The 12,801-nt window shown below is 68.0% G+C and carries 11 protein-coding genes; 10 read left to right on the forward strand and 1 reads right to left on the reverse strand.

The window, feature by feature from the left end; all coding sequences use genetic code 11:
- Positions 1-72: 72 nt before the first annotated feature.
- The gene (locus tag GFK26_RS13380) at positions 73-2,943 is read right to left on the reverse strand and encodes a valine--tRNA ligase (protein ID WP_153282374.1); all 2,871 of its coding nucleotides are present in this window, start codon (positions 2,941-2,943) and stop codon (positions 73-75) included.
- A gap of 259 nt (positions 2,944-3,202) precedes the next feature.
- Here GFK26_RS13380 and yaaA point away from each other — a divergent pair, with 259 nt between their 5' ends.
- From yaaA to GFK26_RS13430, 10 genes are all read left to right on the forward strand, one after another.
- Positions 3,203-3,829: a peroxide stress protein YaaA gene (yaaA, locus tag GFK26_RS13385; RefSeq protein ID WP_265590140.1), complete on the forward strand. Its 627-nt coding sequence runs from the start codon at positions 3,203-3,205 to the stop codon at positions 3,827-3,829.
- Positions 3,829-4,677 (forward strand): 2OG-Fe(II) oxygenase, encoded by an 849-nt coding sequence (locus GFK26_RS13390; RefSeq protein ID WP_153282375.1) that lies wholly within the window; start codon positions 3,829-3,831, stop codon positions 4,675-4,677. Before yaaA ends, GFK26_RS13390 begins: the two co-directional genes overlap by 1 nt.
- 25 nt (positions 4,678-4,702) lie before the next feature.
- Positions 4,703-5,602 (forward strand): alpha/beta fold hydrolase, encoded by a 900-nt coding sequence (locus tag GFK26_RS13395; RefSeq protein ID WP_153282376.1) that lies wholly within the window; start codon positions 4,703-4,705, stop codon positions 5,600-5,602.
- Positions 5,599-6,480 carry an NADPH-dependent 7-cyano-7-deazaguanine reductase QueF gene (gene queF, locus GFK26_RS13400; RefSeq protein WP_153282377.1) on the forward strand — a complete coding sequence of 294 codons (882 nt, stop codon included), beginning with the start codon at positions 5,599-5,601 and terminating at the stop codon, positions 6,478-6,480. Before GFK26_RS13395 ends, queF begins: the two co-directional genes overlap by 4 nt.
- A gap of 135 nt (positions 6,481-6,615) precedes the next feature.
- Positions 6,616-7,521, forward strand: coding sequence for an SDR family NAD(P)-dependent oxidoreductase (locus tag GFK26_RS13405; protein WP_153282378.1), 906 nt, complete (start codon positions 6,616-6,618; stop codon positions 7,519-7,521).
- Positions 7,522-7,616: 95 nt separating this feature from the next.
- Entirely contained in the window at positions 7,617-8,507 is an 891-nt protein-coding gene (locus tag GFK26_RS13410; RefSeq protein WP_153282379.1) for a LysR substrate-binding domain-containing protein, read from the forward strand.
- 13 nt (positions 8,508-8,520) lie between these two features.
- Positions 8,521-9,408 (forward strand): LysR family transcriptional regulator, encoded by an 888-nt coding sequence (locus GFK26_RS13415; RefSeq protein WP_153282380.1) that lies wholly within the window; start codon positions 8,521-8,523, stop codon positions 9,406-9,408.
- Between the two features lie 123 nt (positions 9,409-9,531).
- Positions 9,532-10,686, forward strand: a complete 1,155-nt coding sequence (locus GFK26_RS13420) for a mandelate racemase/muconate lactonizing enzyme family protein (RefSeq protein ID WP_153282381.1) — start codon at positions 9,532-9,534, stop codon at positions 10,684-10,686.
- A gap of 123 nt (positions 10,687-10,809) precedes the next feature.
- Positions 10,810-11,769, forward strand: a complete 960-nt coding sequence (locus GFK26_RS13425; RefSeq protein WP_228122007.1) for a Bug family tripartite tricarboxylate transporter substrate binding protein — start codon at positions 10,810-10,812, stop codon at positions 11,767-11,769.
- A gap of 315 nt (positions 11,770-12,084) precedes the next feature.
- On the forward strand, positions 12,085-12,795 hold the full coding sequence (locus GFK26_RS13430; protein WP_153282383.1) for an aspartate/glutamate racemase family protein: 711 nt from the start codon (positions 12,085-12,087) through the stop codon (positions 12,793-12,795).
- Positions 12,796-12,801: the final 6 nt, after the last annotated feature.

The following is a 12,801-nucleotide window of genomic DNA, read 5'->3' on the forward strand; positions in this document are numbered from 1 at the left end:
AGAAGAGGGTTGGGAGAGGATGCGGCGCGAAGCCGGCCACCGCATCCTAAGCCCCCACTCCGGCCTCGTCTGTCAGCCGAGGCGTACAAGCTGGTCGCGCAGGCGCTCCAGCGTGGCGGTGAAATCGGCCAGGCGCGTGCGCTCCTGCTCGATCACGGCGGGCGGCGCCTTGGCCACGAAGGCCTCGTTGCCGAGCTTGCCGTGCACCTTGGCGATCTCGCCCTCGATGCGTGCAATTTCCTTGCCGATGCGCAGCTTCTCGGCCGCCTTGTCGATCTCCATGTGCAGGCACAGGCGCGTGGCGCCCACGACGGCCACGGGCGCGGCTTCGGCGGCGGCCTGCCACGAGGCCTCGTCGTCGAACACCTTCACTTCCTTGAGCTTGGCCAGCGCCTGCAGCACCGGCGCCGCGTCGCGCAGGAAGGCCGCGCCTTCGGCGTCGTCGGCCACCGCGTACAGCGGCAGGCGCGTCGCGGGCGACACGTTCATCTCGCCGCGCAGCGTGCGGCAGGCATCGACCAGCGCCTTCAGGCGCGCCACGTGCGCCTCGGCGGCCTCGTCGATCTTCTCGGGCTGGCTCTGCGGATAGGCCGCGATCATGATCGATGCGCCTTCACGGCCCGCGACCTTCGAGACCTTCTGCCACAGCTCTTCGGTGATGAACGGAATGATCGGGTGCGCCAGGCGCAGCAGCGCCTCGAGCACGCGGATCAGCGTGCGGCGCGTGGCGCGCTTTTGCGCGTCGTCGCCGGTCTGGATCTGCACCTTGGCAATCTCGAGGTACCAGTCGCAGAACTCGTCCCAGGCGAACTGATAGATCGCGTTGGCCACGTTGTCCAGGCGGTATTCCTCGAAGCCCTTGGCCACTTCGGCTTCGACGCGCTGCAGCTGCGAGACGATCCAGAAGTCGGCGCGGCTGAACTTCAGGTAGCCGTGCGCCTTGCCGCCGATCTGGCAGTCTTCCTTCGTGTGTTCGAGCAGGCCGCAGTCCTGGCCTTCGCAGTTCATCAGCACGAAGCGCGTGGCGTTCCACAGCTTGTTGCAGAAGTTGCGATAGCCCTCGCAGCGTTTCGAGTCGAAGTTGATGCTGCGGCCGAGCGAGGCCAGCGAGGCAAACGTGAAGCGCAGCGCATCGGCGCCGAAGGCCGGAATGCCGTCCGGGAATTCCTTCTGCGTGTTCTTGCGCACCGCCGGTGCGGTCTCGGGCTTGCGCAGGCCCTGCGTGCGCTTGTCGAGCAACTGGGGCAACTCGATGCCGTCGATCAGGTCGACCGGGTCGAGCACGTTGCCTTCCGACTTGCTCATCTTCTTGCCTTGGGCGTCGCGCACCAGGCCGTGGATGTACACGTCCTTGAACGGCACCGTGCCCATGAAGTGCTTGGTCATCATGATCATCCGGGCGACCCAGAAGAAGATGATGTCGTAGCCCGTCACGAGCACGGTCGAGGGCAGGTACAGCGCCAGGTCTTGCGTCTTCTCGGGCCAGCCCAGCGAAGAGAAGGGCACCAGCGCCGACGAGTACCAGGTGTCGAGCACGTCTTCGTCGCGCGTGAGCGTCTTGCCCGGCGCCTTGGCCTGCGCCTCGGCTTCGGTCTCGGCCACGTACACCGTGCCGTCTTCGTCGTACCAGGCCGGAATCTGATGGCCCCACCAGAGCTGGCGCGAAATGGTCCAGTCCTGGATGTTCTCCATCCAGTGGTTGTAGGTGTTGACCCAGTTCTCGGGCACGAAGCGCACTTCGCCCGACTTCACCACGTCGATCGCCTTCTGCGCGATCGACTGGCCGTCGGCGCCGGGGCGCGTCATGGCCACGTACCACTGGTCGGTGAGCATCGGCTCGACCACGGCGCCCGAGCGTGCGCAGCGCGGCACCATGAGGCGGTGCTTCTTCACCTCGACCAGCAGGCCCAGCGCCTCGAGGTCGGCCACGATGGCCTTGCGCGCCACGAAGCGGTCCAGGCCGCGGTACTTTTCGGGGGCGTTGTCGTTGATGGTCGCGTCGAGCGTCAGGATGCCGATCACCTCGAGCTTGTGGCGCTGGCCGACGGCATAGTCGTTGTAGTCGTGCGCGGGCGTCACCTTGACCACGCCGGTGCCGAATTCCTTGTCGACGTAGTCGTCGGCAATGATCGGAATCAGCTTGTCCACCAGCGGCAGCTTCACGTGCTTGCCGATCAGGTGCTTGTAGCGTTCGTCTTCGGGGTGGACCATCACGGCCGTGTCGCCGAGCATGGTTTCGGGGCGCGTGGTGGCCACCGTGAGCGTGCCGCTGCCGTCTTCGAGCGGGTAGGCGATGTGCCAGAGCGAGCCGTCTTCTTCTTCGCTCTCGACTTCGAGGTCGCTCACCGAGGTCTTGAGCACCGGGTCCCAGTTGCCCAGGCGCTTGCCGCGGTAGATCAGGCCTTCTTCATAGAGCTTCACGAAGGTGTGCGTGACCACCTTGGACAGGTCGTCGTCCATCGTGAAGTACTCGCGGCTCCAGTCGACCGTGTCGCCCATGCGGCGCATCTGCTCGGTGATGGTGCTGCCCGACTTTTCCTTCCACTCCCACACGCGCGCCACGAAGTTCTTGCGGCCCAGGTCGTGGCGGCTGACCTTCTGCTCCTGCAGCTGGCGCTCCACCACGATCTGGGTGGCGATGCCCGCGTGGTCGGTGCCCGGCACCCACAGCGTGTTGGCGCCCTTCATGCGGTGGTAGCGCGTGAGGCTGTCCATGATCGTCTGGTTGAACGCATGGCCCATGTGCAGCGTGCCCGTCACGTTGGGCGGCGGCAGCTGGATCGCGAACGACTCGGCGCCTTCCTTGGGCTGCTGCGTGCCGCGGAAACCCGCCTTGGCGTAGCCGCGCTGCTCCCATTCCGGGCCCCAGTGCGCCTCGATGGCGGCGGGTTCGAACGATTTGGAGAGGCTCTCGAGGCCGGGCTGGGAGGTAGGTTCGCTCATGGGGAATGCAAAACGGCACCCTCGGGTGCCGTTGGTGACAAGGTGGGATTGCCCGGGATTTTACCGGCGTGGCCCGGGGTAACCCCAGCCCCACATAATCGACCGATGCTGTTCCTGCTTTCCCCCGCGAAGTCGCTCGACTACGACACCCCGTCCCTTCCGAAACCCCCGCCACCCAGCCCCATTTCGAAGCCCCGCGCGGCCCTCGGCCGAACTCATCAAGCTGCTGCGCGAGAAGTCGCCCCAGGACATCGCCGAGCTGATGCACCTGTCCGACAAGCTCTCGGCCCTCAACGTGGCCCGCTACGCCGCCTGGTCGAGCAAAAGCACCGAGAAGAACGCCCGCCAGGCCGCCTTTGCCTTCGACGGCGACGTCTACGGCGGCTTCGATGCCCGCAGCCTCACGCCCGCCCAGCTCGCCTGGGCACAGGACCACGTCGGCATCCTCAGCGGCCTGTACGGCCTGCTGCGCCCGCTCGACCGCCTGCAGCCCTACCGGCTCGAAATGGGCACCGCGCTGGCCAACCGCCACGGCAAGGACCTGTACGCCTTCTGGGGCTCGCGCATCGCCGAGCACCTGAACGAGCGCCTCGCGGCCGACCGCACGCCGGTCGTCATCAACGTCGCCTCGCAGGAGTACTTCAAGTCGGTGGACCAGAAAGTGCTCAAGGCGCGCGTGGTCGAATGCGTGTTCCAGGAATGGAAGGGCGACAAGTACAAGATCGTGAGCTTCTTCGCCAAGCGCGCCCGCGGCCTGCTGGCGCGCTGGGCCGTGCTGCACCAGGCGGCCACGCCCAAGGCGCTGGAAAAATTCGATCTCGAGGGTTATGGTTTCGACGCTCAGGTATCGACAGCCGAAAGGCTGGTGTTCAGAAGGAAAGTCTGATGTCCCAAGCGATCAGTCCGGAATTGCGCGAATGGCTGGTGGCCCAGCTCGCGGCCGGCCATTCGGTGCCTGCACTGCGCATGTCGATGCGGGCGGCCGGCTGGCAGGATGCCGCCACCGACCTCGCGCTGGCCCAGCTCGAAGCCGGTTTTCCCGAGGCCGAGGCGGCCCTGGCCCTGGCGCCGGCCCGCACCGAGATGCCCGGCCCCGACCTGGACGGCGCGCCGCTGTACATCGAGGCCGGCGACCGCCGCGTGCAGGTGTTGCAGACCGTGCGGCATCCGCGCGTCGTGGTGTTCGGCAACCTGCTGTCGGCCGAGGAATGCGAAGGCCTGATCGCCGCCGCGCGCGTGCGGCTGGCCCGCTCGCTCACCGTCGAGACCCGCACCGGCGGCGAGGTGCTCAACGTCGACCGCACCAGCGACGGCATGTTCTTCGAGCGCGGCGAGAACGAGATCGTCGCGCGCCTCGAACAGCGCCTGGCCATGCTGCTGCGCTGGCCGCTTGAATACGGCGAGGGCCTGCAGATCCTGCGCTACGCGCCCGGCGCGCAGTACCGCCCGCACTACGACTACTTCGACCCGCACGAGCCCGGCACGCCCACCATCCTCAAGCGCGGCGGCCAGCGCGTGGCCACGCTCGTGATGTACCTGCAGGAGCCTGAGCAGGGCGGCGCCACCACCTTCCCCGACATCGGGCTCGAAGTGGCCCCGGTGCGCGGCACCGGCGTGTTCTTCAGCTACGACCGGCCCGACCCCGCCACCCGCACGCTGCACGGCGGCGCGCCGGTGCTCGCGGGCGAGAAATGGGTCGCCACCAAGTGGCTGCGCGAGCGCGAATTCAAGTAGCAGCAGAAGAAGCAACAAGGAACCGATGAAAGTCACCGCCAACGGCCTGCAGATCGAAGTCGACGACACCGGCGGCGAAGGGCGCCCCGTCATCCTGCTGATCATGGGGCTGGGCATGCAGCTGGTCGCTTGGCCCGACGCGTTCGTGCAGCAGCTGGTCGATGCGGGCTTTCGCGTGGTGCGCCACGACAACCGCGACATCGGCCTGAGCCAGGGCTTCGACCACCTCGGCACCGGCAACATCGTGTGGGAAACCATCCGCCACCGCATCGGCCTGAAGGTGCGCAGCGCCTACACGCTGCAGGACATGGCGCTCGATTCGCTCGGCGTGCTCGACGCGCTGGGCATTGCCCGCGCCCACATCGTCGGTGCCTCGATGGGCGGCATGATCGCGCAGCGCATCGCCGCCACCGCGCCCGAGCGCACCGCCAGCCTCGTGAGCATCATGAGCTCCAGCGGCGCGCGCGGCCTGCCGGGCCCGCGCCGCGAAGTCGGGGCCATGCTCATGCGGCGCCCGCGCAGCCACGACGAGGCCGCGCTGGTCGCGCACAGCATCAAGCTGCTGCGGCTCATCCAGAGCCCGGCCTATCCGCAGACCGACGAACAACTGGCCGCGCGCCTCACCTTCAGCATGCGCCGCGCCTACCACCCGGCCGGCCTGATGCGCCAGATGCTGGCCATCGGTGCCGACGACGACCGGCCCCAGGTGCTCGCGCGCATCGAGCGACCGACGCTCGTGCTGCACGGCGACGCCGACGCGCTCGTGCCCATCGCCTGCGGCCAGGACTCCGCCCGCCGCATCCCCGGCGCGACCTTCACCGCCATCCCCGGCATGGGCCACGACCTGCCGCCCGAGGTCTGCACCATCCTCGCCAACCACATCGCTCCGTTCGCACACGCGGCGGATGCCGGAACCGCCCCATGAGCCACGATCCCGCCAACCCGAACCCCAACCCCAACACCCCCGAGCAATCGCAGCTCGGCCGCGCCTCGGCCTACGCCGACAAGTACGACCCATCGCTTCTGTTCCCCATCGCACGCGCCACGCAACGCGAAGCCATGGGCATCCAGGCCGGCGCCTTGCCCTTCTTCGGCGCCGACCTCTGGACCGCCTTCGAGCTGAGCTGGCTGAACCCGCGCGGCAAGCCGCAGGTGGCCATCGCGCACTTCACCATTCCCTGCGAAACGCCGAACATCATCGAGAGCAAGTCGTTCAAGCTGTACCTCAACAGCTTCAACAACAGCACCTTCGCCAGCATCGATGCCGTGCGCGAGCACCTGCGCACCGACCTTGCCGAAGCCGCATGGCGCGGCAGCGACCAGTCGGCCGGCATCGGCGTGAAGCTGCTCACGCCCGACCTGTTCGACCGCGAGCCGGTGCACGAAATCGACGGCCTCGACCTCGACCGCCTCGACATCGAATGCACCCACTACCAACCCGCGCCCGAGCTGCTGAGCAGCGACACGACGCAGGTGCACGTGAACGAAACCCTCACCAGCCGCCTGCTCAAGAGCAACTGCCTCGTCACCGGCCAGCCCGACTGGGGCAGCGTGCAGATCCGCTACAGCGGCCCGCCCATCGACCAGGCCGGGCTGCTGGCGTACATCGTGAGCTTTCGCAACCACAACGAGTTCCACGAGCCCTGTGCCGAGCGCATGTTCACGGACATCTGGCGCCAATGCCAGCCGACCAAGCTCGCGGTGTATGCGCGCTACACGCGGCGCGGCGGACTGGACATCAACCCGTTCCGCACGAGCTGGCCGCAGGCGCTGCCGCCGAACATCCGCACGGCGCGGCAGTAGCCAGCCAGCCGGCCTTCGCGCCGCCGCTTAAGCCCCTCTTCGGAAACCCCAAACCCGCGCCTGCCTTGCCTGTGGCATTCTGAAATTCCCCCGCACCCCGCGGGCGAACGAACATCCGAAGCAGAGGCAAGACACATGGTTGAAGGAAAAGTGATCGTCGTCACCGGCGCGGGCGGCGGCATCGGGCGGGACATCGCGCTCGCGATGGCGCGGCATGGCGCGAAGGTGGTGGTCAACGACATCGGTGCGGGGCTCGACGGCGAGGGCGGCAGTGCCGGGCCGGCGCAGCAGGTGGTCGAAGAAATCCGTGCGGCGGGTGGCGAGGCGGTGCCCAACACCGACAGCGTGGCCGAGGCCGCGAGCGCGGGGCGCATCGTGGAATGCGCGGTCGACAGCTTCGGGCGCATCGATGCGGTGGTCAACAACGCGGGCATCCTGCGCGACCGGTTCTTCCACAAGATGTCGGTCGACGAGTGGGACGCCGTGATCAAGGTGCACCTGTACGGCGCCTACTTCGTGAGCCGCGCGGCTGCGACGCACTTCAAGGAGCAGAACGCGGGTGCGCTGGTGCACATGACCTCCACCTCGGGCCTCATCGGCAACTTCGGCCAGGCCAACTACGCGGCGGCCAAGCTCGGCATCGCGGCGCTGTCGAAGTCCATCGCGCTGGACATGCTCAAGTTCAACGTGCGCTCCAACTGCATCGCGCCCTTTGCCTGGAGCCGCATGATCGGCGCCATTCCCACCGACACCGACGAGCAGCGCGCGCGCGTCGACAAGATCAAGCAGATGACGCCCGCCAAGGTGGCGCCGCTCGCGGTGTACCTGGCGAGCGATGCAGCCGCCGCGGTCAACGGCCAGATCTTCTCGGTGCGCAACAACGAGATCTCGCTCATCAGCCAGCCGCGCCCGGTGCGCTCCGTGCACCGCTCGGAAGGGTGGACGCCCGAGAGCATTGCAGAGCACGCCATGCCCGCGATGCGCGCCAGTTTCTTCCCGCTGGATCGTTCGGCGGACGTGTTCAGCTGGGACCCGGTCTGAAGACATGAGGGCATGAGGACAAACCCGCAAGCGGCGGCAGGCGGCACCGTTCGCCGGACAATGCGCGTTCCTCCCGCTTCCTTCGTGCCCGCCCGGTGAATCTGCACTTCGACCTGTTCGACCTGAAACTGTTCGTCTACGTGGCGGACGCGCGCAGCCTCACGCGCGGCGCCGAGAAGGCCTGCATCTCGCTGGCCGCCGCCTCCACGCGCATCAAGCAGATGGAAGAAGCGGTGGGCGGCAAGCTGCTGCATCGCAGTGCCCAAGGCGTGACGCTCACGGCCGCGGGGCAGGCGGTGCTGTACCACGCCAAGCGCGTGATGCAGCAGATGGAGCACCTGCGCTGCGACATGCAGGACTTCGGCAAGGGCATCAAGGGCCATGTGCGCGTGTTCGCCAACACCACCTCGATCACCGAGTACCTGCCGCAGAAACTCGCGGGCTTTCTCACGCAGCATCCGGCCGTGCAGGTCGACCTGCGCGAATACCTGAGCGAAGAAATCGTGCGCGCCGTGGCCGACGGCGAGGCCGACATCGGCATCCTCGCGGGCGATGTGCACACCGGCGAGTTCGATGCGCGCCCCTTCGGCCGCAACCAGCTCGTGCTGGTGGTGCCGCCCTCGCACCCGCTGGCGGGCGCGTCGTCGGTGGCCTTTGCCGACACGCTCGACGAGCAGCACGTGGGCCTGCACCACGGCAGCGCGATCCACCGCTTTCTGCAGCGCCGCGCCGAACTCGCGGGGCGCGGCTTCAACCCGCGCATCCAGGTGAGCAGCTTCGAGGCCATCTGCCTGATGATCGAAGCGGGCGTGGGTGTCGGCGTGCTGCCGTCGTCGTCGGCGCACCGGTTGTCGATGGCGATGCGCATCTCGACCGTGGCACTCAGCGACGCCTGGGCCGAGCGCGAGCTCAAGCTCATCGCGCGCAACCGCGAGCAGTTGCCGGCCTCCGCGCGCGAGCTGTTCGATCACCTCGTTTTGACCTGAGGCGCGACGGGCCATGTCCGCCGACCTGAAGTCGCTGCGCCTGTTCGTGGCCGTGTCCGACCACGGCAGCATCAGTGAAGGCGCCAAGCGCTGCCACATCGCGCTGGCGGCTGCGAGCAAGCGCATCTCCGATCTCGAAGCCCGCGCGCGGTTGCCGCTCTTGGTGCGGCATGCGCGCGGCGTCACGCTCACCTCGGCCGGCCATGGGCTGCTGCTGCATGCGCGCGCCGTGCTCTCGGCCATGGACCGGCTCGGCGCCGAACTCGACGATTTCCAGAACGGCGTGGCAGGCGTGGTCAGCATCACGGCCAATGCCTCGACCATCGCGCAGTTTCTGCCGGCGCAGATCGGCTCGTTCCTGCGGCTGCACCCGGTGCTCAAGATCGACCTGCAGGAGCGCGCGAGCACCGAGGTGGTGAAGGCGGTGCAGGCCGGCCTGGCCGACATCGGCGTGATCGAGGGCCAGACGCCGGCCGACGGCCTCGAATGCCTGCCGTACCGCACCGACGAACTGGCCGTGGTCATCGCGCGCGACCACCCGCTGGCGCGCCGCAAGCGCATCGATGTGCAGGAGGTGTTGCGCCACGACCATATCGTGGTGCGCGAAGGCACGGCGCTGCACCGCGTGCTGCTCGCGGCCGCGCTCGAGGCCCAGGTGCCGCTCAAGGTGCGCATGCAGGTCGGCAGCTTCGACATGGTCTGCCGCATGGTGGAGCAGGGCGTGGGAATCGGCGTGCTGCCCTATGCGGCCATCCTGCCGCAATTGCAGATCCTCAAGCTGCGCTGCCTCAAGCTCGACGCGCCCTGGGCGCTGCGCCGCCACCTGCTGTGCGTGCGCCGCCAGCACGAGCTCACGGCCGCCGCGCGCTCGGTGCTCGAACACCTCGGCCGTCCCGACTGAGCTGAGGCGGGCGGTCCATCGGGCGACGAGCCTTCGCGCCGCGCGAAGGCTCGAACTCGCCAAAAACGAATTGTTCTCCTGCGGCCCTCGCGCAAAGATGCGTGCACACCAAAGGAGACAGCCTTGAAGATCATCCGCGTCAGCGCCACGCCGCTGAACATCCCCGTGACCATCGACGTGGTCGGCCTGAACAAGCAGACCTCGCTGTCGCTGTGCCTCACCGAGATCGAGACCGACACCGGCCTCGTCGGCCATGGCATGACGGCCATCACCGAAGAAGAAATCATCGCCGCCGCTGTGCGCGAAGTGGCCGGCCCCGCACTGATCGGCGAAGACCCGATGGCCACCGAACGCCTGTGGGAGAAGCTCTACTGGCTGCTCTCGCCGCGCGGCCAGACCGGCTACGCGAGCCACACCATCGCCGCGCTCGACATCGCCCTGTGGGACCTGAAGGGCAAGGCGCTCGGCCAGCCGCTGTGGCGCCTGTTCGGCGGCGCGCGTGCCAAGGTGCCGGTGTACGCCACCTTCGGCTTCGGCTTCTTCGAGCGCGACCAGCTCGCCGCCGCCGCCAAGCTGTGGGTGTCGCAGGGCTTCCAGCGCCTGAAGATGACCGTCGGCAACCACGCCCTCGCGCGCCGCGACGAGCCGCGCCCGCTCGACGAAGTCATCGCCGAAGACGTGCGCCGCGTGGCCGCCGTGCGCGAAGCCGTGGGCCCCGACGTCAAGCTGTACGTCGATGCCAATTGCGGCCTCGACCTGTTCCACGCGACCGAACTCGCGCAACGCATCGAGCCCTACGGCATCAGCTTCTTCGAAGAGCCACTCACGCAGAACGACGTGCGCCAGATGACCCAGCTGCGCGCACGCACGCGCATCCCGCTGGCCTGCGGGCAGAACGAAGGCCTGGCCTACCGTTTCCGCGACCTGCTCGTGAACCAGGCGGCCGACGTGCTGCAGCCCAACGTGACCATCTCGGGCGGCTACTCGCAGTGCCTGAAGATCGCGGGCATGGCCGCGGCCTTCAACGTGCCGATCGACAACGGCGGCGCCTGGCCTTTCCACAACATGCACCTGCACGCGGGCGTGTCGAACGGCGGGCTGGTCGAGTACCACTACGTCGCGGTGCAGATGCTCAAGCAGATCTTCGACGGCCTGCCCGTGCCCGACCAGGGCTGGCTCACGCTGCCCGAAGCGCCGGGCCTGGGCTTCATGCCCAATGCCGAGCGCGTGCGCGAGCTTGCGAAGCTGCCGACCTCGCACGGCAAGGGAAAGGCCTGACGCGCAACGACACTTCCGACCACGACCAGGCCGCGCAGACGGCCGGCGAATCCCGACCACCACGGAGACAAGATGAACGACAGAAGACGAGAAGAAGCGAGCCGGCCCTCGCGCCGACATGCAATGCGGGCCGCCCTGGCCCTGGCCGGCCTGCTGGCCACCGCACCCGCCGCGTGGGCGCAGAAGTTTCCCGACAAGCCCATCCGCATCGTCGTCGGCTACTCGGCCGGCGGCGGCGTCGATGCCGTCGCGCGCATGCTCAGCGCGCGCTTGCCCGCCGTGCTGGGCCAGCAGGTGCTGGTCGAAAACCGCACCGGCGCCACCGGTCTCATCGCGGCCGACCTCGTCGCCAAGGCGCCGCCCGACGGCTACACGCTGATGATGGGCGACAGTGCCTTGCTCATCGCCAAGCTGCTGCAGCCGAAGATTCCCATCGATCCGCTGACCAGTTTCAAGCCCGTGGCCGGTGCCTTCATGTCGCCGCTGATGATCGTCGCGGGCAATGACTTTCCCGCGAAGACGCCCGCCGAACTCGTCAAGGAACTCAAGGCGAACCCCGGCCGCTACTCCTACGCGTCGTCGGGTGTCGGCACCGTGCAGCACCTGGGCTTCGAGATGCTCAAGCAATCCACCGGCGCGTTCGTGGTGCATGTGCCGTATCGCGGCGCCGCGCAGATCGTGCCCGACGTGGTCGGCGGCCAGGTGCCGCTGGGCGTGGTGAGCGCCACCGCCGCCATGGCGCAGTCGAAGGCCGGCAAGCTGCGCGCGCTCGCGCTGCTGAACAACGCCAGGCTCGAAGGCGCTGAAAGCGTGGCACCGCTGGCCGATGCGTTGCCGGGCTTCGACGTGGCACCGCGCATCTTCCTGCTGGCACCGGCGGGCACGCCGAACGATGTCGTCGACAAGCTCTCGGCCGCCGTGAAGACCGTGCTCGACATGCCGGAGACGGGCGCAGCCGCTGCTGCACAAGGCACGCTGCGTGCCTATGCCACGCCGGCCCAGCTGGGCAAGGACATGGCGGAGGAAACCACGCGATGGAAACGCATCATCACGGACCAGCGCATCGTGGCGGAGGGGAACTGAGGTGGCGGTCTGTTCGAGTCGTTTTTCTGTGTGCTGCGGTTCTTCAGGGCGACGCTCCCGCCGACGGGGAGCCTTGCTCCGCGAATGTCCCCCGCTTCGCTCCTCCTTGATTTCGCTGCGCAAGGCACCCCATCGACGTGAGCGTGACTCAGTGCGGTTGTTGATCGAACGGCACAACGACAGCGCCCAGTGTGCACAGGACACTGGGTGCTTCCCGCAGCGAAATCAAGGAGGAGGGCGAAGCCCGGGGGACATTCGCGGAGGGAAGTACCCGGTGGCCTGTGCACACGCCCTGAACAAAAAGGAGCCACACCCATGACCCGTCCTCCTCATCTGGGCCTCATCGTCCCCCCAGCAGCCGGCGCAGTCCCGGTAGACGGCCCACTGCTCTACGGCGACTGCATCCGCTTCACGGCGAAAGGTTTGGGCCTCGGCGAAATCTCCACCCGCGGCTACACCGAAGTGATCGACTCGGTCATCGGCAAGGCGCTGGAATTGAAGGCAGAAGGCGCCAGCGCCGTCTCCCTCATGGGCACCTCGCTGAGCTTCTTCCGCGGCGTCGCCTTCACGCGTCAACTCCAGCGAGAGATGGAACAGGCCACGGACCTGCCCTGCACGACGATGAGCGACGCGATCATCGCGGGCCTGCGCCACCTCAAGGTGCGGCGCGTGGCCGTCGCCACGGCCTACATCGACGAGGTCAACATGCAGCTGCGCACCTACCTCGAACAGAGCGACTTCGAACCGCTCGCGCTCGAAGGCCTGGCCATCTCCGATGTGCAGGCCGTCGGCCAGGTGTCGACCGAGGTGCTGGTCGACCTGTGCCTCAAGGTGTTCGAAGAGCAGCCCGGCGCCGACGGCCTCCTCATCTCGTGCGGCGGCCTCGTCACGCTCGATGCCGTGCGCGAGGTCGAGGCGCGCCTGCAGGTGCCCGTGGTGTCCAGCTCGCCCGCGGGCTTCTGGGACCTCGTGCGCACTGCGGGGCTCGATGCGCGCTCGCCGGGGCAGGGCCGGCTGTTCGCCTGAGCGGCG

Source organism: Variovorax paradoxus (assembly GCF_009498455.1).
Classification (GTDB): Bacteria; Pseudomonadota; Gammaproteobacteria; order Burkholderiales; family Burkholderiaceae_C; genus Variovorax; species Variovorax paradoxus_H.